This window comes from Herbaspirillum sp. NPDC087042, assembly GCF_044745245.1.
Classification (GTDB): Bacteria; Pseudomonadota; Gammaproteobacteria; order Burkholderiales; family Burkholderiaceae_D; genus Herbaspirillum.
Window position 1 is genome coordinate 480,508 of the sequence record NZ_JBIUZW010000001.1, and the last position, 20,823, is coordinate 501,330.

Genomic DNA, 20,823 nt, shown 5'->3' on the forward strand with positions numbered 1-20,823 from the left:
TTACATCCTCCTGACGATGGGGGCAACCGGCAGGTGCATGACGATTTCCGTCCCTGCGCCGGGCGCCGATGAAATATCCATGGATCCGCCTACCAGCACGGCCCGCTCTTCCATGTTGAGCAAGCCGAAGCTGGTACCGGAAATGGCGTTGCTGCGGGCACGCTCGATGTCGAAACCGCGACCATCATCGCGGATGCTGAGGAAGACCTGATCCTGCTGGCGATCGACCTTGACCCAGATGTTCTGGCATTTGGCGTGGCGCAGGATATTGGTGACCGCTTCCTGCACGATGCGAAAAGCAGTGTTCTCGATGTCATGATGCAGCTCGCGGTCGTGGCCGCTGCTCTCGAACCAGCCACTGACATTGGCCAGCTTGGACTTCTGCTCCACATAGGAGCGCAGCGCCGCGATCAGGCCCAGGTTGTCCAGCTGGGGCGGACGCAGATCCAGCGACAGGCTGCGCACCTGGGCCAGCACGGCGGTGACGATATCGATGCCATTCTGCAGCGACGGCCCTTCCAGGGTGCCGGTCTTCTTGATGGTTTCGAGATTGATCTTCAGCGCCGTGAGCGACTGCCCGACATCGTCGTGCAAGCCGCGCGCCAGGTGCTGGCGCTCGCGCTCCTGCACCTCGATCACGCGCGAGGACAGCAGTTGCTGGCGCTGGATCGCCAGCTCCAGCTCGCGCCGCGACTGCTCGCGCTCGGTGACGTCGATGGCCAGGCCGGCGACCATGTCGCCCTTGCCTTCGCCACTGATGGGAAACCGCACCACATCCAGGATGCGGGCATTGTGGTTATGGTCGAACACGGTTTCCTGGGTGTGCAGCTCGCACTTCTCTTCCAGGACCTTGCGGTCGTACTCCTGCGACGCCTCGGCGGCACCGGTGCTCATGAGCTCGGCATCGGTCATGCCATCCATGTCCCCGGGCGTCATGCCAAAGAACGCCGACTGCGCCGGATTGACGTAGCTGTAGCGCAGTTGCGAATCCTTGATCCAGGTCGGCATCGGCGCGGCATTCATGAAGGCATTGAAGCGTGCCTGCATCTCGCGCAGCGCCTGGGCGCTGGCGCGCTGCTTGCGACGGGCCTGGGAATCGCGCAGCTCGCGGTCGACCGCATGCGGCAGGCGGGCGATGGCGCTCTTGAGGAAGTAATCCTGGGCGCCGGCCTTCATCACCTCCACCGCCGTCTGCTCGCCGATCACGCCGGAGACGATGATGAAGGGGGTCTGGTCATTGTCCTGCTTGACCAGCTTCAATGCCTCCACGCCGCTGAACATGGGCATGGAATAGTCGGAAATGACGATATCCCAGCGCTGCTCGTGCAGCGCCGCCAGCAGCGCCTGTTCATCATCCACGCGCTGCCAGGTCGGCTCGAAGCCGCCGCGCTTGAGCTCTCGCACCATCAGCACGGCGTCTTCTTCCATGTCTTCGACAAACAGTACTCGCAGGGGAATACTCATGGCTCCAGTCTCACAGGTTCACACTCTCACATTCATCGGCCCAGGAGGGCCTCATCTAATTTCGTTCAGGCCCGGCGCCAGGCCCTTGCGCGGCAGCGAGAAATAGAAGCTCGCGCCTTCCTTGGGCTTGCTCTCGGCCCATACCCGGCCGGTATGACGGATCACGATACGCTGCACCAGCGCCAGGCCGATACCGGTTCCGGCATATTCCTCCTGGCGATGCAGACGCTGGAAGGTACCGAAGAGCTTGTGCGCATAGCGCATGTCGAAGCCCACGCCATTGTCATGCACGCCGTAGATGTACTCCTCCGGCCCCACCAGCATGCTCACCCGCACCACTGGCCGCTCGCTCTTGCTGCTGAACTTGACGGCATTGCTGAGCAGGTTTTCCCACACCTGGGTGATCAGGCCACGATTGGCCACCGCACCCTCCAGCCGTGGAACCTCGAACTCGACGCCTGGATTCTCCTGGCGCAGCCCGGCGATCACCTGTGCCACCAGGTCATCCATGGAGAAGCGCTCCAGCGTCAGCTCGCCGGTGGTGGACTTGGCCAGCTTGAGCAGGTCATTGATCAGCTCATCCATCTTGCGCACGTTGCGGCGGATCACCTGCAACTGCTCGCGGCCCTTCTCATCGATGGCTGCCGCGTAGTCCTCTTCCAGGATCATGGCGTAGCCGGAGATGGCACGCAGCGGCGCGCGCAAGTCGTGCGAGACGGAATAGGAAAAACTCTCCAGTTCCTTGTTCACGCTGTGCAGATGCTGGGCCTGACGCTTGAGATCGGCATTGAGGGCCTCGATCTCGTCTTCGGCGCGCTTGCGGTCCGAGATGTCATAGATGACGGTGCGGCTGATGAGACGGCTGTTATCCCGGCTGGGAATGGCGGTGGCATTGACCAGCGCCGTGAATTCGCTGCCATCGGCCCGGCGATAGTTCAGATCGATGCCGCTGATCTCGCGCCGGAGCAGGAACTGCGGCTGCAGTTCGCGCAGGTAGCGCTCGGCGCTGGCCGGTGCCAGCAGGTCGGTGTGGGTCATGCGCCCCACCACCTCGTCACGGGTATAGCCCAGCCACTTCAGCTCGGTATCGTTGATCTTGATGATCTTCTTGTCGGTCTCGTCAACCGTGTGATAACCGCAGGGGGCATTGTTGTACAGGTCTTCGATCTCGTCGGAATAGGCCTGGGCACGCTGCTGTGCCTCGATGCGCCGGCGCATCTCGCGACGCAGCTTGTTATAGACCAGCACCAGCAGGGTGATGCTCACCAGGCTGCCGCTGAGCACCATCAGGATGGTCAGGTCGGCGCTGGCCGCAGTCTCCTGCGAGCGCGTGGCCAGCAGCGTGTTCTCGTTGCCCTTCATCTCGTTGAAGCCGTCCCGGATCTGGTCGCTCAGGGCCTTGCCTTCCAGCACGCGCTGGCGCGCCACCGTCCGATCTATCTCCAGCAATTGCCGCGCCATGGTCAGGCGCTGGATCACCAGCTCCTCGGTATGCTCCAGTACGCGCATCTGCTGGACGTTGTCGACCATCAGCCGGCGCAGCTCGCGCATCAGGGCGTCGGCCTGCCGTGCCCCGGTATCGAAGCTGGCGCGGTACTCCTCGTTGCCCGACAACACGTACCCACGCGAACTGCTGACAGCATCGCGCACGGTGGAATTGGCCTCCTCCAGCACCTTCAGCACCGTATGGGTGTGCTGCAGCCAGACCGCACGCTCCTCGAAGTCACGCACGCTGCGATAGGAAAAACCGGCCACGCCCAGAAGGAGCAGCAAGGCCAGGAAGAAGAATATGCCTGTACTGGCACGGGCCAGTCCGCTTTGTTTGTTCATCGGCATGGTTCAAACCAATAGGCAGCAAGCATCCAACCCGCTTGCGTCACCAGGCAAGCGCCCGGCAGTGCATGTGTTCATGTCTTCTCCAGAGAGCGCATGCACGCGCAAGTTCCTCGATATCCTGCAAGCCGCCAGAGGCGGATCGCAGCACTGCCTTACCGCTACCCTTTCGCTTCACAGTCACTCTGTACACGTGCAACTTGGTTACTCTCCTGGTCAGCCAATACCGCCATCCTCGATCACCACGATGGCACCGCTTCTTGCTCGCATCAGGATAGACACCGTTGCTGCCCGGCCGTCAGGGTGGAACGCCGCCGCTTTCCCTGCGAGAAAACGGCAAGTGACGACTGACATGGGCCTCCGGGACAGTGGCAACGACCGCAGGCAGACATTGCCGGGGCCTGCAGCCACCGACCGGAAAATGATTCCTTGCTATCAAATGTTTTCATTCTTATAGCAAATTACTCTATCTGCATCGATCACGTCTCGACGACGCTGTTGCTTCTTCGCACTTTCCTGAATATTTATTCGAATTAATTCTATAATAGTATCAAGCTTTTATTGTGACTAGCCGGCACCCTACAACAATGAAAAATTCGCATCTTTTCCTGCTGGCCGCCGGTCTTTTATTTTGCTACGCGCCAGAGCTACTGGCGGCAAGCTCGACTGGCAATCTCGACATCACAGCCATGGTGCCGACGCAATGTATCGTCCAGAGCGCCGCCCTGCCTTTCGGCACCTATTCTTCCGGCGCCATCCAGCAGAACGCCCAGATCGGCGTGACCTGTTCCAGCGGCACCAGCTATACGGTGAGCCTGGATGCCGGCACGGCCTCCGGTGCCAGCACCGCCAACCGCAAGATGGTCAGCACCGATGGCAGCAACTCGCTTAATTATGGCCTGTACCAGGATGCCGCACGCACTCGCACCTGGGGCAATGCCAACGGCACCGATACGCTGTCCGGCGTAGGCAACGGCAACAGCCAGAGCATTCCGGTCTACGGCTACGTCCCCGCTGGGCAGACTTCGCGTGCGGGCGTCTACAGCGACGTGGTCGCCATTACCCTGTCCTACTGATCACACTGGCTTGCGGCGGCGGCATTCGGCCCGCCTGATGTAGGCGCTCCTGGCGGCCAGTTACGACCATGCTGGCGGCATGTCGTCTGCAATATCTCTTCCTGATCCCACCCCTTAGTCACTCCCGCTCGCGCTCTTCTTTCATCCGGTCTCACTTGGGTCATGCCGTCAATCAACTTGTCGCATGGCATTATTAGTCACGCCGATTCACTTAATTTCTTAACTTTTGATCAAATTTTGTGGCTTGCCTGCAACTTTGACGATTACTTAACTATCTTTTCGTTTTACTCTAGAAAAAATGACATTCGCCTGACAACTAGAGTGGAGATTTCGTAGCGTGACGAGATCCGGATCCATTTTTTGGCGGCTGACCAGGTTCTGGTCCATGGCCTGCCTCGTAAGCGCAGGGGGGATACAAGCGGCGCTGGCGTCGAACTTCGAGATCGCCCCGGTGGTGCTGGAGCTTTCGTCTTCGCGCACCGCTGGCGTGGTCAAGATCGTCAACAACGACAACCACGTCGTCTCGCTGCAGATCCGCGCCTTCGACTGGAACCAGGTTGACAGCAAGGACGACCTGCAGCCGACCCAGAACCTGATCATCAGTCCGCCGGTCTTCAGCCTGGCGCCTGGCGCATCGCAGGTCATCCGGGTGGTCTCCAAGCAAGCCGCCGGCAACAGCGAGATCGCGTTCCGGCTGCTGATCGACGAGATCCCCTCGGCCGCCGAGGGCGCCACGATCAACTTCAAGTTCCGCATCTCGATGCCCGTGTTCATCGCCGCCAATGGCCAGGCCAAGACACAGCTTGACTATCAGTTACGTGCCGGCAAACCTGCCCGACTGCAGGTGCTGAACACCGGCAATCGCCGCTCGCGCCTGCTCGACCTGATGCTGACCCTGCCCAATGGCAAGACCATCAAGGCCCCGGCCGGCAGCAACCCTTATACGCTGGCCGGGGTGACGCGCCAGTACGTGATCGATACCGAGACCCCGCTCGCCACTGGCAGCAAAGTCAAGTTGAGCGCCAACAGCGATACCGGGCCGATTGATGCCGAACTGACCGTCGCGCCTTGAGTTGCCTCTCGCGCTGGCTACTGGCTCTGATCCTGCTGCTGGTGGGCGTGGTCGGACGCGCCGCCCAGCCGGGTGAGGACATCCTGCTGCTGGAGGTGTCCATCAATGGCCGCGGGACCGACCTGGTAGCGCAGTTCACGCGTCGCCAGCAACAGCTTTACGCGACCACCGCAGAACTGCGCAGCCTGAAGCTGCGCATCGATGGCGCAGACGACGACCTGGTGGCGATTTCTTCCATCGCCAGCCAGATCGATCTGGACGAAGCCGGCGCCCGGATCAACCTTGCCATTCCGGCCCGATTCATGAATACCACCGACATCGACGCCAACAGCACTGCCGAGAAGGTCCCGCTCTCGCCCGGCGGGCGCGGACTGGTGCTCAACTACGACCTACTGGCCAGCAACAGCCAGGGCCAGCATGCCCTGGGCGGCCTGTTCGATGGCCGCTGGTTTTCCGGCAGCAGCGTGTTCAGCTCGACCGGTCTTGGCTATACCGGCAATAGCGGCGGTGTCTCCGCGCGCCTGGAAAGCACCTATACCTATTCCGAACCCTCCAGCCTGATCCGTTATCGCGCGGGCGACGTCATCAATGGCAGCCTGGCCTGGAGCCGTTCGGTGCGCATGGGGGGCTTCCAGTACGCCTCCGACTTCAGCCTGCGGCCCGACCTGGTGCGCTTCCCTACGCCGTCCCTGGGCGGCGAGACGGTGGTGCCGTCGACCGTCGACCTGTTCGTCAACGGTGTGCGGCAACTGTCGCAACCGGTGCCGCCCGGCCCCTTCGAGATCCGGCAACCGCCCATTGCCAGCGGCGCCGGCCAGATCGCCGTCGCCGTCACCGACGAGCTGGGCCGCCAGACCTTCCGCACGGTCAACTTCTATGCCACCGATCGCCTGCTCAAGACGGGCTTGTCTTCCTACTCGGTCGAGGGCGGCTGGGTGAGGCGCAACTATGGCTTGCGCAGCAATGATTATGGCCAGTTCGCCCTCTCCGGCACGGCGCGCCACGGCATGAACGACTGGATCACCCTGGAGGGACATGCCGAAGCCATGCGCGCCCTGACGCTGGCCGGCGGTGGTGCCGTGTTCAACCTGGACAACCGCGCGGTACTGGCCTCGGCCGTGGCGGCCAGCCGCTCCGATAGCAGTTCCGGACAGCAGGTATCACTGGCCATCGAACGCAATGCCGATCCACTGAGCATGTCGATCAGCCGTACCCAGTCCACCGAGGGCTACCAGGATATCGGCGCGGTCCAAGGTGCGCCGGTCTCGCGCAGCGCCACGGTGGCCACGCTGGGCGTGAACCTGCGCAGCGCTGGTTCCCTGAGCATGGCCTATGCCAGGACCAAGAGCCCGCTGCTCTTCACCGACCTCGGCACCACCGGCCTGGCCGACAGCGAGACCCTCACCGTGACCTATTTCAAGTCGGTGGGCAGCAATGCGAGCATGTACCTGACGGCTTACCGGGATTTCCGCAACAGCGGCTATGGCGCAACAGTGGGCCTGATCATTCCGCTGGGCGGCCGCGATGTCGCCGGCGCCAGCGTGGGCAGCAACAACGGCCAGCGCACCACGACCCTGCAGGCTGGCCGCTCGACGGTGGCCATCGGCGACCTCGGCTGGCAGCTGCAAGACACCGAGGGCAGCTACCAGCAACGCCTGGGGCAGCTCAACTACAAGAGCCGCTATGGCAGCTTCAACATGGCCGCCTCGCAGTCAGCCAATGTCACCAGCCAGCGCGTCGGCGCGCGCGGCGCATTCGCGGTCATGGATGGCAGTGTCTTCGCCGCGGACTGGATCGATGACAGCTTTGCCCTGGTCAATACCAGCGGCGTCAAGAACGTGGGTATCTATACGGAGAACCGCTACGCCGGCCGCACCGACGACAACGGCCAACTGCTGCTGAGCAATCTGCGCGCCTACGACGTTAACAAGATCTCCGTCGATGTGCTGGACCTGCCACTGACCCTGCAGCTGGACCAGTCCGACCAGTACGTCAAGCCACGTGACCGCTCCGGCGTGCTGGTCAACTTCACGACCCGGCGCGCCTCCGATGTCACCATCACGCTCAAGGATGGCGAGGGCAACTACCTGCCGCTGGGTTCGTCGATCCGGGTGCGCGAAACCGGCCTGCAGGCGCCGGTCGGGTATGACGGCGTGAGCTATCTGCAGGAGCTGGCCCCGGTCAATACCCTGGACGTACTGCTCCCCTCCGGAGCCCGCTGCCAGGCCACGCTCACGCCACCGGACCGCAGTGAGGGCGGCATGATCAACGAAGTCGTGATCTGCCGCTGAGGTCCGCCATGGAGCCGACATGAGACACCGACTTGCCACCCTGCCCGGCCTTGCCATCCTGCCATGCCTGGTCTTGGGGCTGCTGCCGGCCAGCGGCGCCCAGGCGCAGACGCTATGTTCGGCCACCTCCACGCCGGTGGCCTTTGGCGTGTACGATCCCCAGTCCAATAGCAATCTGGACAACAGCGGCAGCATCACCGTGACCTGCCAGGCCACGGTGTCCCTGCTGGTAGCCTATACGGTCAAGCTCAGCAGCGGCAACAGTGGCGCGTTCTCCCAGCGCAAGATGCTCAATGGCGCCACCGCCCTGAACTACCAGGCCTATATCGACTCGACGCGCACCACCATCTGGGGTGATGGCTCTTCCAGTACCGCGTATGCCACCGACGGCTACCTGCTGCAGGTCCTGACGCCGATCATCAAGAATTACACGGTCTACGGACGGGTCACGGCCAACCAGAACGTCAAGGCGGGCAGTTACCTGGATACCCTGACCATCCTCATCACGTACTGAAACCGGGATGGCGCGGCGCTGGACTCAGGATTGTCCTGACAGGATTTACCTGAGCACAAATGACGCACTCTCAGGAATGCCCGGATGCCAATAAAGGTAACCAGAAATTAAAGTATCTCCATACCAGCTGCACAGGGAAGTTCTTGCAAGGGGCAAGGACGGGGCAGCCAAACCAGGAGAAACCAAATGTTCTTTGCCAAGCAAAACCGTTTTGTCAGCGCTTCGATCGCCGCTATCGTCCTGGCCTCCAGTGCCCCGGCTTCCTTCGCTGCCACCGCGACTTCCTCGCTGACCATCAGCGCCTCGGTCGTGGCCTCCTGCACTGTGGTCGGTTCGGCCATCGCCTTCGGCGCCTACACCCAGACTCTGGTGAACCAGAGCGGCAGCATCACCGTACTGTGCACCAACGGCACCACCTACAACGTCGGCCTGGATGCAGGTACCGGCACCGGCTCCACCGTTTCCACCCGCAAGATGAGCGCCGCCGGCGGCGGCACCCTGAACTACTCGCTCTATCGCGATGCAGCCCACACCAACAACTGGGGTACCACCATCGGCACCGACACGGTCGCCGGCACCGGCTCCGGCCTGCTGCAGACGCTGACCGTCTACGGCCAGATCCCGGCCGCGCAGACTCCGCTGGCAGGTGCCTATTCGGATACCGTGACTGTCACGCTGACTTATTGATTTTGCTTGACGATCGCGCAAGCTGCGCGATACAACAGTTTCATCTGCAGTCATACCGGGGAAACCGGAGGGGGAGACGGCGCACTTCAGCCTGAAGTGCGCCGTTTTTTATTGCCGCCGATCAAGCCTGTGTCGTCACGGGCGTGGCCGGAAACACCTCCTGCACCAGCTGCATCTGCCGGGCGTGGTGCACGCTCTTGGACGCGGTCGGCCCCGACGCGGTGTTGTCGCGGCAAACGGCGCGCAGGCGCACCGTCGCCGGCAGGCTGGCTTCAATGTCTTCGCGCACGCACAGCCAGGCGCCCTGGCTGCGCTCTTCTTCCTGCACCCAGATCACCTCTTCCAGCGCCGGATAGCCCTCCAGCACCTGGCCTAGCGACGCTGCCGGGAAGGGATAGAGCTGCTCCACCGACAAGATGGCAGTGACATCATCGCCTGCCTCGGCCTGGCCCCTGGCCAGATCGTAGTAGACCTTGCCGCTGCACAACACCACCCGCCTGACCTGCGCCGCCGGCAGCGCAAGACGATCACCCAGGAAAGGCGCGAAGCCGCCCTCGATCAGGGCCGACAGCGGCGAGTGCGAACCGGCTTCGCCATGCAACACCACCTTGGGCGTAAATACCACCAGGGGCTGGGCGCCCTCCAGGGCTTGCTGGCGCAGCAGATGGAACCATTGCGCCGACGTCGATGGCATGGCCACGCGGATGTTGTTTTGCGCGCACAGCAGCAGCATGCGGCTGAGGTATCCGGTCGAGTGCTCCGGCCCCACTCCCTCGTAGCCATGAGGCAGCAGCATGGTGAGCCCCGAGCGATAGCCCCATTTACCCGTGCCGGAGGTGATGTACTGGTCAATCATGATCTGGGCGCCGTTGACGAAATCGCCGAACTGCGCCTCCCAGATGACCAATCCCGGACCGTGCACCTGGCTGCTGAAACCATATTCGAAACCCACCACCGCCTCTTCGCTCAAGGGCGAATTGATGATTTCCAGCGCAGCGCCGTCGACGGTCACTTCCCGCAGCGGCCAGAATTCGCGCTGCACGCCCTGCTCGGCATCAACCGCATGCCACACGGCATGACGGTGCAGGAAGGTGCCACGCTGTACATCCATGCCCGAGATGCGCACCGCCTGTCCCTGGCTGAGCAGGGAGGCATAGGCCATGTTCTCGGCGAAGGTCCACTGGCAGACCGCCTGCGGCGTCGTCACGCTGGCCTGCCACTGGGTAATCAGCTTGCCAATGGCGGCATGTGCCGCGAACCCTTCCGGCAGGGTCGTCATCCGTTCGACGAAATGACGCAGCTCGGCCAGCCCCGGATTTTCTCGCAACACCGGCGCCGGCTGCACTACCGGCTGAGCGTGTGCCGCCCCGTTTTCAACAACATCAGCCTGGAAGCGTGCCCGCGCCTCCAGCCGTGCCCGCGCCAGACCGGGCCAGCCATCGGCCATGCCCGGCTGGGCCGCCTGCTCGTAGCGCGCGGTGACGGTGGGATGCTTCTCGATGAAACCATGCAGCAAGGGTTGCGTGAAGGTGCTCGTATCCTGCTCGGAGTGGCCCCAGCGGCGGTAGCCAACCAGGTCGATGACCACATCGGACTGGAACTGCATGCGGTAGTCGAAGGCGATACGCGCCGCGCGCAAGACCATCTCCGGCTGATCGGCATTGACGTGCAGCACCGGCGCACCGACGACGCGGGCGATGTCGGTGCAATAACCGTGGTTCTCGGGATCGAGCGGATTGGGGGTGGTGAAGCCGATCTGGTTGTTGACGATGACGTGTACCGTGCCTCCCACCGTATAGCCGGGATGCTGCGCCAGCTTGAGCGACTCCATGACCACGCCCTGCCCGCAGAAGGCGGCATCGCCATGGATCACCACTGACGCCGGTACCTGGCCATGGATATCCTGCGCCTGGGCGCCGCGCACCATGCCCAGCAATACCGGATAGGCACTCTCCAGGTGCGAGGGATTGTGCGCCAGCAGCAGGGCGATCTGGCCATGGGCCGTGGGGCGTACGCTCTGGTGACCCAGGTGATACGGCAGATCGACCGCCCCGGCGGCGGCTGGCGTGGTTTTCTGCTTGTCGAAATATGCCACGATCTCGGCGGCCGGCATCTGCATGAAATTCACCAACAGGTTCAGGCGGCCCCGGTGCGGCATGGCAAAGAAGAGTTTCTCCAGCTGGTAGAAGCTGGCGCGCTCGGCCAGGCTCTCCATGAGCAGCAGCAGGCTCTCGCAACCTTCCAGGGAGAAGCGCTTGCCCAGCGGGTACTCCTCCTGGAGGAAGCGCTCCCATTCCTCGGCGGCCACCAGCCGCGTGAGCAAGGCGGCCCGTTCATGCCCGGCCAGTTCGGCCCCATGGTCTGGCGCCGCCAGGCGCGCCAGCAACCACTGGCCGCGGCTGTCATCACGGATACCACTGCAATCCACGCCCAGCGGGCCGCTGTAGAGCTTGCCCAGGTGATGGGCCAGGTCCCTGACACTGGTCAGGCCCAGGCCATCGAGGAAGCGATGCTGCGAGAGGACGACATCCTCGTCGCACAGCGCGTGGTACTGCGGCTGCAGTTCGGCAATGTCGGGCACGGAGATGCTGTCCAGAGGGTCGATATCGGCGATGCGATAGCCTTCCCTTTTGTAGGCATCGATGAAGGCCTGAACGCGCGCATGGGCCAGGCTCTGGCGCACGCCGGCATGGCCGGCAACGGAAGTGGGGTGTTGGAAACTCATGGCGAGACCTTTCAGTGCGGCTGCACGGTCAAGTAGCATGGACGAGTCACCTCCCCCGAAGCCTGCGCCACGGCATCGTGGCGAAGTCATTCGGGTAAGGGAATCGGATGGGACGCGCTTTTGTTATCGCGACGCGCCGTCGAACCGGCGCGCGCGGTCTCCTCGCAAACGCTCAGGAACGGGCGTTCAGGCCTCGATCAGGGACAGCTCGGGCTGGACGGTGGCAACCCGTGGACCGGGTCTGTTGGGGTGGGCATGGGAGTGCGCCAGCAACTCGCTGAGCTTGAAGCGTCCCATCAGGTCCGACAGTTGCTCGGCCTGGCCTTGCAAGGCCTTGGAGGCAGCAGCGTTCTGCTCCACCAGGGCCGAGTTTTCCTGGGTCATCTGGTCCATCTGGCTGATAGCCTGGTTGATCTGCTCGATGCCCTCGCTCTGCTCCTTGCTGGAGGAGCTGATATCGGTGATCAGGTCGGTTGCATGCTTGATGCTGGCGATGACCTCATCGATGGTGGAGACGGTCTGCTCGACGATGGCGCTGCCGGTCTTGACCTGGTCCACGGAGCCCTCGATGAGGGACTTGATTTCCTTTGCAGCCACGGCACTGCGCTGGGCCAGTCCACGCACTTCGCTGGCCACCACGGCAAAGCCGCGGCCATGCTCCCCGGCCCGGGCTGCCTCGACGGCGGCGTTCAGCGCCAGGATATTGGTCTGGAAGGCGATGCCATCGATCACCGTGATGATGTCGGCAATCTTGCCCGAGGACGTGCTGATGGCGCTCATGATGTTGACCACCTGCTCCACCGAGGAGCCTCCGCGCACCGCCACATCCGAGGCCGATACTGCCAGCGCGCTGGCTTGGCGGGCGTTGTCGGCATTCTGCTTGACGGCCGTGGTCAGCTGCTCCATGGCCGAGGCGGTTTCTTCCAGGGAGCTGGCCTGTTGCTCGGTACGATCGGACAGGCTGAAATTGCCCTGCGCCAGTTCACGCGCGGCCATGTCGATGGCGGTGGTACCGCTGCGCACATTGGAGACGGTGTCGTGCAGGTTATCGCTCATGTTCTGCAGGGCATGCAGCAAGCGGCTGATTTCATCCTTGCCCTGGGCCTGCAGGCGATGGGACAGGTCTCCATGGGCTACGGCCTCGGCCAGCACCACGGCATTCTTGACCGGCGCAGTGATGGTTCGGGTGATGAGGAAACCGATGATGGACGCCAGCACTACCGCTGCCGCCGACAGGGCAATCATCTGCACCACGGCCATCTGACCCTGGTCGGACGCCTGACGGGCATCGCTGACCATCTCCTGGGCCAGGTAGTTGACCATCTTGTCGACGGTGACGAAGTACTCGACCTGCAGGCGTGACATGTCACCCTGGTAAAGCGTGGTTGCCTCGGCGCGACTGTCGGCCTTCATCAATTCGAAGAACTTGCGCACGGTCACGCCATAGGCGCTGCGCGCCGTGGTCTGCTCGGCATAGAGGGCTTTGCTCTTGTCGTTGTCGAGCAAGGCTTCCAGTTGCTGGTAAGCCTCGGTATTGGCCTTGCGCAGGCCCACGTACTGCTCCATGTACTTGGCCGATGCCTCGGGTGAGGACGCCAGCAGAATATTGCTCAGTACCGCATTGGCCTTGTAGCCATTGTTCTTGATCTGGTTGCTCAATGCGATGAGCTGGTACTTCTCGTTGACGATGCCGTTCATCTCGGCATTATTGGATGACTGGTTCCTGACCCCGACCAGGGCGGTCACCACGATCAAGAGCAAGACTACCGAAAATGCGCCCCCCAAGCGGACGCCAATATTGAAATTGGCCAGCTTCATTGCCACCCCTTCCTATCCCGAATAGATATCGAACATGCAGTCGACGGCACGGCCACTACGCCCCGCGTACTCCGTGTCGTCACACTCTTGCGAATCCGCTTACTGCATCTCTACTGGTTCTATATCGATTCGTCGGGGTGCTACGCCTGGCTGGTGGCTATCCATCGAGAGCTGCCAGCATGGGTAATTCCTCAAAACCAATCCGCCTCGGCTAACGCCGGTCTCTTTTGTTGAGAAACCGCAAATTCACCACAAGTTAAACATTACTTTGAAGAAATGTCACGTAAAAATAGAGTTTTTATGATGTTTTACGACGCGACAAGCATCCAGGCAGGGACGCGTGTCACGTAACGAACAAGTGTACTTGCCACGTGATCAAACGTACGTCATGAGGATGGCGCAGGATCGGCCTTTGCATGGCCGGCAAGCGCAAAAAAAAGCCACCTCGCGTGAGGTGGCCCCTGCCCTGCAAGACCAGATCGTTAGTAATTGATGTCGACGCGTGCTGTGCGTCTGGCTTGCTGCGGCTTATTGCGGCTTGCGGCTCCCTGCTTAAGCGGCCTTGGGCTGGCGGCGGGATGCGCGCAAGGCCACCAGACCCAGGGCCATCAGTGCCAGCGACATTGGCTCGGGGACCGTACCGCCGGTATTTCTCACCACGGTGTAGGAATCCACCGGGGGGAAGTAGTCCCAACCGTTGGCCAGGCTCCAGCCGAAGTTGGAGCCAAAGTAGTTTGAAGTCAGGAATGCATCCAGATTGCCGAACCAGTCAGCGGCATTGCTGGACCATACGTTGGTATTGACGTTGAAGGTGCCGAAAGCATTGACATTGCCCAGCGAGAAAGTCTGGCTGTCACTATCCGAGAAGGAAAGCGCCGTCAGGTTCGCGAGATTGATATTGCCGGCGCCGTCGGCATTACCGGTGAAGGTGATGCTCCAGCTTTGGGTGTTGCTATACCAGGTGCCGTCAATGGTGACGGTATTGGCGTGGGCGGCTGGCATGCAGAATGCCAGGGCAAATGAGATTAATGCCAGCAGGCGCTTGGTGAGAGTCATGATGAAGTCCTCATTCGGTTAGTGGCAATATTGTCAATGCAATAACCTTGCCAGAATTGAAACCTCACTTCCCCTGTTTCCAAGCCATTGATTTTATTGTATTTAATGCATCATTTTTCGGCCGTCTACCGCCAAAACTCACATCAGGAATTCGGATTGAAAGGAATTCCGACAGTGAGGATTGTTTCCGCGCAGGCGGCTCCCTCCACTCCGCCCGTTTTTGCTGCGCAAAAACAAAAACGCCTCGTTCTTGCGAACGAGGCGTTTTATTTGGCGGAGCGGACGGGGCTCGAACCCGCGACCCCCGGCGTGACAGGCCGGTATTCTAACCAACTGAACTACCGCTCCAAAACGGGTGCAGACTGCAAGATGCTGGTGGGCGCTGAGAGGCTCGAACTCCCGACCTAAGCCTTGTAAGGGCTCCGCTCTACCAACTGAGCTAAGCGCCCGGCAACCTTAACAGTCTCGTTGCTTTTGTTTCCTCAGCAACGAAAGAACATTATTTTATAGCATCTTTTAAAGCTTTGCCAGCTTTAAATTTAGGAACTTTGCTTGCCTTGATCTTGATGGCGGCTCCGGTCTGGGGATTACGCCCCGTACGCGCTGCTCGCTTGCCCACTGCGAAGGTGCCGAAACCCACCAGGGTCACGGTGCCATTCTTCTTCAGCGTGGTCTTCACTGCACCAATGAATGCGTCTACTGCACGTCCGGCCGCTGCCTTGGAGATATCCGCGGCACCGGCAATGTGTTCAATCAGTTCGCCTTTATTCACTTACGCCCCTCGAACAAGTATTTGGTTTGGTTTGATTTCAAGTGACAGCTCATGCGACCCAACGACAGAGCCCCTCTCACCGTCGCTTGCCTTGCGGAAATTTTCCGCAGCGGCTATTAAACAAGCCGCTTCCCCAGGTGTCAAGCGGGTTTCAGGGTTTTGACGTGATTTTCAGCGAGGATCAGTCATTCAGAATAGTGCAATGAACCATGAACCCCGGCGCATAAGAAAAAAGCGCCTCTCACGAGGCGCTTTTCAACATTTCAATACCGGACTACGCCGATGATGAAACTCTGGCAGATCAGTGCTTGACCACCGGATCGGTTGCCCCATCCTTGGCTGCCACCGCCGTCTCGACGATGGCTTCATCGTCGCTCAGCGGTACCGGCTGGCGTTCCAGCGCCACTTCCAGCACCTTGTCGATCCAACGCACCGGGATGATCTCCAGCTTGTTCTTCACGTTGTCCGGAATCTCGGCCAGATCCTTCACGTTCTGCTCGGGAATCAGCACGGTCTTGATACCACCGCGATGCGCCGCCAGCAGCTTTTCCTTCAGGCCACCGATGGGCAACACCTCACCACGCAGGGTGATTTCACCGGTCATCGCCACATCAGCACGCACTGGAATGCCGCTGAAGATGGAGACCAGCGCCGTGGTCATCGCGATACCCGCGGACGGACCGTCCTTGGGGGTCGCGCCTTCCGGCACGTGGATGTGGATGTCGCTCTTCTCGAACACTTCGTTCTTGATACCCAGCTTGCGGGCACGGCTGCGCACGACAGTACGCGCGGCCTCGATCGATTCCTTCATCACATCGCCCAGCGTACCGGTACGGATGATCTGGCCCTTGCCGGGCATGTTCACCGCTTCGATGGTCAGCAGGTCGCCACCCACTTCGGTCCAAGCCAGGCCGACCACCTGGCCGATCTGGTTCTCCTTCTCGGCGATGCCGAAGTCGAAGCGACGCACGCCCAGGAACTTGTCCAGGTTGCGCGAGGTGACGGTGATCTTCTTCTCCTGCTTCTTCAGCAGCAGCATCTTGACCACCTTGCGGCAGATCTTCGAGACTTCGCGTTCCAGCGAACGCACACCGGCTTCACGGGTGTAGTAGCGGATGATGTCGCGGATGGCCGATTCGGCCACGCTGATCTCGCCTTCCTTCAGGCCGTTGTTCTTGATCTGCTTGGGCAGCAGATAGCGCTGCGCAATGCTGGTCTTCTCGTCCTCGGTGTAACCCGACAGGCGGATCACTTCCATCCGGTCCAGCAGTGCCGGCGGGATGTTGAAGGAGTTCGAGGTCGCCACGAACATCACATCCGACAGATCGAAATCGACCTCGATGTAGTGGTCCGAGAAGGTATGGTTCTGTTCCGGATCCAGCACTTCCAGCAGGGCCGACGACGGATCGCCACGGAAATCCATGCCCAGCTTGTCGATTTCATCGAGCAGGAAGAGCGGATTGCGTACACCGACCTTGGACAGGCTTTGCAGGATCTTGCCCGGCATGGAGCCGATGTAGGTGCGACGGTGGCCACGGATCTCGGCCTCGTCACGCACGCCACCCAGTGCCATGCGCACGAACTTGCGGTTGGTGGCGCGGGCGATGGACTGGCCCAGCGAGGTCTTGCCCACGCCCGGGGGACCGACGAAGCACAGGATCGGCGCCTTCAGCTTGTCCACGCGCTGTTGCACGGCGAGATATTCCAGGATGCGTTCCTTGACCTTATCCAGGCCATAGTGATCGCCTTCCAGGACCTTCTCGGCATTGGGCAGGTCATTGTTGACCTTGGACTTCTTCTTCCAGGGCAGCCCGACCAGGGTATCGATATAGTTGCGCACCACGGTGGCTTCAGCCGACATGGGCGACATGAGCTTCAACTTCTTGAGCTCGGACTGGGCCTTTTCCAGGGCTTCCTTGGGCATCTTGGCGGCCAGGATCTTCTTTTCCAGCTCTTCCAGATCCGCGCCGTCTTCGCCTTCACCCAGTTCCTTCTGGATGGCCTTGACCTGTTCGTTCAGGTAGTACTCGCGCTGCGACTTTTCCATCTGGCGCTTCACGCGGCCACGGATGCGCTTTTCCACCTGCAGGATGTCGAGTTCGCCTTCCAGCTGGCCGAGCAGGTGCTCGTAGCGCTTGGCGACGTTGAAGATCTCCAGGATGACCTGCTTCTGCTCCAGCTTCAGGGGCAGATGCGCGGCGATGGTGTCGGCCAGGCGACCGGCATCATCGATACCGGCCAGCGAGGTCAGAATCTCGGGCGGGATCTTCTTGTTCAGCTTCACGTACTGGTCGAACTGCTGCACGATGGTACGGCGCATGGCTTCGACTTCGGCTTCATCGCCCTGCTCCGACTCCACCGGGGTCAGGTCGGCGACGAAATGCGTTTCCAGTTCGCTGATGTGATGGATGCGTGCGCGCTGTGCGCCTTCGACCAGCACCTTCACGGTGCCGTCAGGCAGCTTCAGCATCTGCAGGATGTTGGCCACGCAACCGATTTCATAGATGTCTTCGGCCGAAGGCTCATCCTTGGCGGCGGCCTTCTGGGCCGCGAGCATGATGCTCTTGCCTTGCTCCATGGCCGCTTCCAGCGCCTTGATCGACTTCGGGCGGCCGACGAAGAGCGGAATCACCATGTGCGGGAAGACAACCACATCCCGTAACGGCAACAGCGGCAATTGCGATTGTTCTGTGAGTAGAGGAGTCGTCATGGCGGGCCTTATCAAAAATTACTGTGAATGATGTTGGCACGAGTGACCAAAACACAAGTCCGGCAACGTGAATATTTCTACACCGGTTGCGCGTTGTCATGATCGCAACAAAATAAAAAAGCCACACGAAGTAAACTCCGAGTGGCTTTTCGATGGAAGCCAGAGTAGTTTCGCCGGTTTATTTTACCGCTTTTGCGGCTACCGGACTTCGGGTGGCTTCTTGCTACCAGCCGGCACCGCATCCCCTGCGGCGCTGGCTGTTTCCTGCACGGCAGCAGGCGCTCAGGCGCCCGACACCTTGGGCTGGTCGTGATAGATCATCAGCGGCTTGGCACCATTGGTGATGGTGTTCTCGTCGACGACGACCTTGGCCACGTTCTGCTGGCTGGGCAATTCATACATCACATCCAGCAGCGCATGCTCCAGGATGGAACGCAGGCCGCGGGCACCGGTCTTGCGCGCCAATGCCTTCTTGGCGATGGCGTGCATGGCAGCCGGGCGGATTTCCAGCTCGGCGCCTTCCATCTGCAGCAGCTTGGCGTATTGCTTGACCAGGGCATTCTTGGGCTCGATCAGGATCTGGATCAGGGCTTCCTCATCCAGTTCGTTCAGGGTGGCGATCACCGGCAGGCGACCGACCAGTTCCGGAATCAGGCCGAACTTGACCAGGTCTTCCGGCTCGGCATTGAGCAGGACTTCCGAATTGGTCTTCTCGGTCTGGCTCTTGACGCTGGCCGAGAAGCCGATGCCGCTCTTCTCGGAGCGATCCGAGATGATCTTGGCCAGGCCGTCGAACGCACCGCCGCAGATGAACATGATGTTGGTCGTGTCGATCTGGACGAAATCCTGGTTCGGATGCTTGCGACCACCTTGCGGCGGCACCGAGGCCATGGTGCCCTCGATGAGCTTCAGCAGCGCCTGCTGCACGCCTTCGCCGGAGACATCGCGGGTGATCGACGGGTTATCCGACTTGCGGGAAATCTTGTCGATTTCGTCGATGTAGACGATGCCCTTCTGGGCTTTCTCGACTTCGTAATTGCAGTTCTGCAGCAGCTTCTGGATGATGTTCTCGACGTCCTCGCCAACATAGCCGGCTTCGGTCAGCGTGGTCGCATCGGCGATCACGAAGGGAACGTTCAACATGCGTGCCAGGGTCTGCGCCAGCAGCGTCTTGCCGGAGCCCGTCGGGCCGACCAGCAGGATGTTGCTCTTGGCCAGTTCGACATCGTCCTTCTTGCCCAGGTGCTTGAGGCGCTTGTAGTGGTTGTACACCGCCACCGACAGGATGCGCTTGGCAGTGACCTGCCCGATCACGTACTGATCCAGCAGTTCGCTGATTTCCTGGGGGGTGGGCAGATCCGACTTGGCGCCAGCCACCGAATCAACACTGGCGGCTTCATCACGGATGATGTCGTTGCACAGGTCGATGCATTCGTCACAGATGAAGACCGAAGGACCGGCAATCAGCTTCTTGACTTCATGTTGGCTCTTGCCGCAGAAGGAGCAGTAAAGCAGTTTTTCGCCGCTGGAAGATTTTTTCTCAGACATAGAGCTACTAGGATAGAAGTTACGCCCCGATCATACCCGCGAAATCCGGATCCGTCACGGCTTGGTCATGTTCACTGCCCCAAAATGCTTCATGAGACGGCGACATGTTCGTTATATGTCAGCGCAAGCGTGATTTATCAAGCAAATAGAGCCGAAAAAGCTGCCCTATACCGATTTCATCAGAAATTTGCCAAAAAAAATGCCCGAACCATGTTCCGTTCGGGCATTTGTTTCGCGTCTTGCGACGCTGCGCTCAATTCAGGTTCAAGCGCGCTCGGTCAGCACCTTATCGATCAGGCCATATTCAGCGGCGGCCTCGGCCGACATGAAATTGTCGCGATCGGTGTCCTTGCTGATCTGATCGACCGTGCGGCCGGTCTTTTCAGCGAGGATGGTGTTGAGACGTTCACGCAGGTACAGGATTTCGCGTGCCTGGATCTCGATATCCGATGCCTGGCCCTGGGCGCCGCCCAGAGGCTGGTGAATCATGATGCGCGAGTTCGGCAGCGAGAAGCGCTTGCCCTTGGCACCAGCAGCCAGCAGGAAGGCCCCCATGGACGCGGCCAGGCCCGTGCACAGCGTCGACACTTGCGGCTTGATGAACTGCATCGTGTCGAAGATCGCCATGCCGGCCGATACCGAACCGCCAGGCGAGTTGATGTACAGGGAAATGTCCTTGTCCGGATTTTCGCTTTCCAGGAACAGCAGCTGGGCGACGATCAGGTTGGCCATCGCATCATTGACCGGTCCAACCAGGAAAATGATGCGTTCCTTCAGCAGGCGCGAATAGATATCGTAGGCGCGCTCGCCGCGACCACTCTGCTCGATCACCATCGGCACCATGCCGAGCATTTGGGTGTCCAGTGCAGATTGCTTGATCAGACCTGTCATGTATGCATCCTTAGCGTAAAGAGTTTTCCGATACTACTAGAGAAAACCGGATTACGCTTGTGCCTGATTACCCATCAGCTCGTCGAACGCAACCGGCTTTTCCGAGACCTTGGCCTTGCCGAGAACGTAGTTGACGACGTTTTCTTCCAAAACAAGGGCTTCGACTTCAGCCAGGCGGCGACGGTCGGAGAAGTAGTACTTCAGCACTTGTTGCGGGTCTTCGTAGCTTTGGGCGAAATCTTCGATCTGGGCCTTGACCTGTTCTTCGGTGGCTTCCAGCTTGTTCTGCTTGACCACTTCAGCCAGGATCAGACCCAGGCGCACGCGGCCACGCTCAACGACACAGAACAGTAGGATCTCAACTAG

At 60.7% G+C, this 20,823-nt stretch carries 15 protein-coding genes, 2 tRNA genes and 1 pseudogene; 5 read left to right on the forward strand and 13 right to left on the reverse strand.

Annotated features, from left to right (window positions below; all coding sequences use genetic code 11):
• The 3 genes from ACIPHN_RS02140 to ACIPHN_RS02150 form a co-directional block, all read right to left on the reverse strand.
• Nucleotides 1–1,464, reverse strand: coding sequence for an ATP-binding protein (locus ACIPHN_RS02140; RefSeq protein ID WP_400432052.1), 1,464 nt, complete (start codon nt 1,462–1,464; stop codon nt 1–3).
• A gap of 51 nt (nt 1,465–1,515) precedes the next feature.
• Nucleotides 1,516–3,300, reverse strand: a complete 1,785-nt coding sequence (locus ACIPHN_RS02145) for a CHASE3 domain-containing protein (protein WP_400432055.1) — start codon at nt 3,298–3,300, stop codon at nt 1,516–1,518.
• Between the two features lie 213 nt (nt 3,301–3,513).
• A complete protein-coding gene (locus ACIPHN_RS02150; RefSeq protein ID WP_400432058.1) occupies nt 3,514–3,651 on the reverse strand; it encodes a hypothetical protein in 138 nt (45 codons plus the stop codon).
• Between the two features lie 233 nt (nt 3,652–3,884).
• Here ACIPHN_RS02150 and ACIPHN_RS02155 point away from each other — a divergent pair, with 233 nt between their 5' ends.
• The 5 genes from ACIPHN_RS02155 to ACIPHN_RS02175 all read left to right on the forward strand — a co-directional run bounded on the left by ACIPHN_RS02155 (nt 3,885) and on the right by ACIPHN_RS02175 (nt 8,937).
• Nucleotides 3,885–4,373 (forward strand): spore coat U domain-containing protein, encoded by a 489-nt coding sequence (locus ACIPHN_RS02155; RefSeq protein WP_400432061.1) that lies wholly within the window; start codon nt 3,885–3,887, stop codon nt 4,371–4,373.
• 385 nt (nt 4,374–4,758) lie between these two features.
• The gene (locus ACIPHN_RS02160) at nt 4,759–5,445 is read left to right on the forward strand and encodes a molecular chaperone (protein WP_400432064.1); all 687 of its coding nucleotides are present in this window, start codon (nt 4,759–4,761) and stop codon (nt 5,443–5,445) included.
• Entirely contained in the window at nt 5,442–7,736 is a 2,295-nt protein-coding gene (locus ACIPHN_RS02165) for a fimbria/pilus outer membrane usher protein (protein WP_400432067.1), read from the forward strand. Before ACIPHN_RS02160 ends, ACIPHN_RS02165 begins: the two co-directional genes overlap by 4 nt.
• A 19-nt stretch (nt 7,737–7,755) precedes the next feature.
• A complete protein-coding gene (locus ACIPHN_RS02170; protein WP_400432069.1) occupies nt 7,756–8,250 on the forward strand; it encodes a spore coat U domain-containing protein in 495 nt (164 codons plus the stop codon).
• A gap of 186 nt (nt 8,251–8,436) precedes the next feature.
• The gene (locus tag ACIPHN_RS02175; protein WP_400432072.1) at nt 8,437–8,937 is read left to right on the forward strand and encodes a spore coat U domain-containing protein; all 501 of its coding nucleotides are present in this window, start codon (nt 8,437–8,439) and stop codon (nt 8,935–8,937) included.
• Nucleotides 8,938–9,058: 121 nt separating this feature from the next.
• Here ACIPHN_RS02175 and ACIPHN_RS02180 read toward each other — a convergent pair whose 3' ends face one another.
• From ACIPHN_RS02180 to ACIPHN_RS02225, 10 genes and pseudogenes are all read right to left on the reverse strand, one after another.
• Nucleotides 9,059–11,662 (reverse strand): 2-oxoglutarate dehydrogenase E1 component, encoded by a 2,604-nt coding sequence (locus ACIPHN_RS02180; protein WP_400432075.1) that lies wholly within the window; start codon nt 11,660–11,662, stop codon nt 9,059–9,061.
• Nucleotides 11,663–11,848: 186 nt separating this feature from the next.
• Complete coding sequence (locus ACIPHN_RS02185; RefSeq protein ID WP_400432078.1) at nt 11,849–13,480, reverse strand: methyl-accepting chemotaxis protein; 1,632 nt, start codon at nt 13,478–13,480, stop codon at nt 11,849–11,851.
• A 552-nt stretch (nt 13,481–14,032) separates the two neighbouring features.
• A complete protein-coding gene (locus ACIPHN_RS02190) occupies nt 14,033–14,536 on the reverse strand; it encodes a PEP-CTERM sorting domain-containing protein (protein ID WP_400432081.1) in 504 nt (167 codons plus the stop codon).
• Nucleotides 14,537–14,807: 271 nt separating this feature from the next.
• Nucleotides 14,808–14,884, reverse strand: a tRNA-Asp gene (locus ACIPHN_RS02195).
• Nucleotides 14,885–14,909: 25 nt separating this feature from the next.
• Nucleotides 14,910–14,985: transfer RNA gene (locus tag ACIPHN_RS02200), tRNA-Val, on the reverse strand.
• 50 nt (nt 14,986–15,035) lie between these two features.
• Nucleotides 15,036–15,308, reverse strand: coding sequence for an HU family DNA-binding protein (locus ACIPHN_RS02205; RefSeq protein WP_102663817.1), 273 nt, complete (start codon nt 15,306–15,308; stop codon nt 15,036–15,038).
• 301 nt (nt 15,309–15,609) lie between these two features.
• A complete protein-coding gene (gene lon / locus ACIPHN_RS02210) occupies nt 15,610–18,018 on the reverse strand; it encodes an endopeptidase La (protein WP_400432085.1) in 2,409 nt (802 codons plus the stop codon).
• Nucleotides 18,019–18,300: 282 nt separating this feature from the next.
• Nucleotides 18,301–19,566, reverse strand: a complete 1,266-nt coding sequence (gene clpX / locus ACIPHN_RS02215) for an ATP-dependent Clp protease ATP-binding subunit ClpX (RefSeq protein ID WP_400432088.1) — start codon at nt 19,564–19,566, stop codon at nt 18,301–18,303.
• A gap of 264 nt (nt 19,567–19,830) precedes the next feature.
• Nucleotides 19,831–20,457: an ATP-dependent Clp endopeptidase proteolytic subunit ClpP gene (clpP, locus tag ACIPHN_RS02220; RefSeq protein WP_400432091.1), complete on the reverse strand. Its 627-nt coding sequence runs from the start codon at nt 20,455–20,457 to the stop codon at nt 19,831–19,833.
• 51 nt (nt 20,458–20,508) lie between these two features.
• Nucleotides 20,509–20,823: pseudogene (locus ACIPHN_RS02225) on the reverse strand (trigger factor); the annotation flags it as partial.

What these genes read in the sequence shown, in the direction of transcription:
- clpX (WP_400432088.1), bottom strand. Translation starts at nt 19,566, where the DNA reads ATGTCTGAGAAAAAATCTTCCAGCGGCGAAAAACTGCTTTACTGCTCC.
- ACIPHN_RS02185 (WP_400432078.1), bottom strand. Translation starts at nt 13,480, where the DNA reads ATGAAGCTGGCCAATTTCAATATTGGCGTCCGCTTGGGGGGCGCATTT.
- ACIPHN_RS02150 (WP_400432058.1), bottom strand. Translation starts at nt 3,651, where the DNA reads ATGTCAGTCGTCACTTGCCGTTTTCTCGCAGGGAAAGCGGCGGCGTTC.
- ACIPHN_RS02155 (WP_400432061.1), top strand. Translation starts at nt 3,885, where the DNA reads ATGAAAAATTCGCATCTTTTCCTGCTGGCCGCCGGTCTTTTATTTTGC.
- ACIPHN_RS02175 (WP_400432072.1), top strand. Translation starts at nt 8,437, where the DNA reads ATGTTCTTTGCCAAGCAAAACCGTTTTGTCAGCGCTTCGATCGCCGCT.
- ACIPHN_RS02180 (WP_400432075.1), bottom strand. Translation starts at nt 11,662, where the DNA reads ATGAGTTTCCAACACCCCACTTCCGTTGCCGGCCATGCCGGCGTGCGC.
- ACIPHN_RS02145 (WP_400432055.1), bottom strand. Translation starts at nt 3,300, where the DNA reads ATGCCGATGAACAAACAAAGCGGACTGGCCCGTGCCAGTACAGGCATA.
- lon (WP_400432085.1), bottom strand. Translation starts at nt 18,018, where the DNA reads ATGACGACTCCTCTACTCACAGAACAATCGCAATTGCCGCTGTTGCCG.
- ACIPHN_RS02170 (WP_400432069.1), top strand. Translation starts at nt 7,756, where the DNA reads ATGAGACACCGACTTGCCACCCTGCCCGGCCTTGCCATCCTGCCATGC.
- ACIPHN_RS02140 (WP_400432052.1), bottom strand. Translation starts at nt 1,464, where the DNA reads ATGAGTATTCCCCTGCGAGTACTGTTTGTCGAAGACATGGAAGAAGAC.
- ACIPHN_RS02160 (WP_400432064.1), top strand. Translation starts at nt 4,759, where the DNA reads ATGGCCTGCCTCGTAAGCGCAGGGGGGATACAAGCGGCGCTGGCGTCG.
- ACIPHN_RS02190 (WP_400432081.1), bottom strand. Translation starts at nt 14,536, where the DNA reads ATGACTCTCACCAAGCGCCTGCTGGCATTAATCTCATTTGCCCTGGCA.
- clpP (WP_400432091.1), bottom strand. Translation starts at nt 20,457, where the DNA reads ATGACAGGTCTGATCAAGCAATCTGCACTGGACACCCAAATGCTCGGC.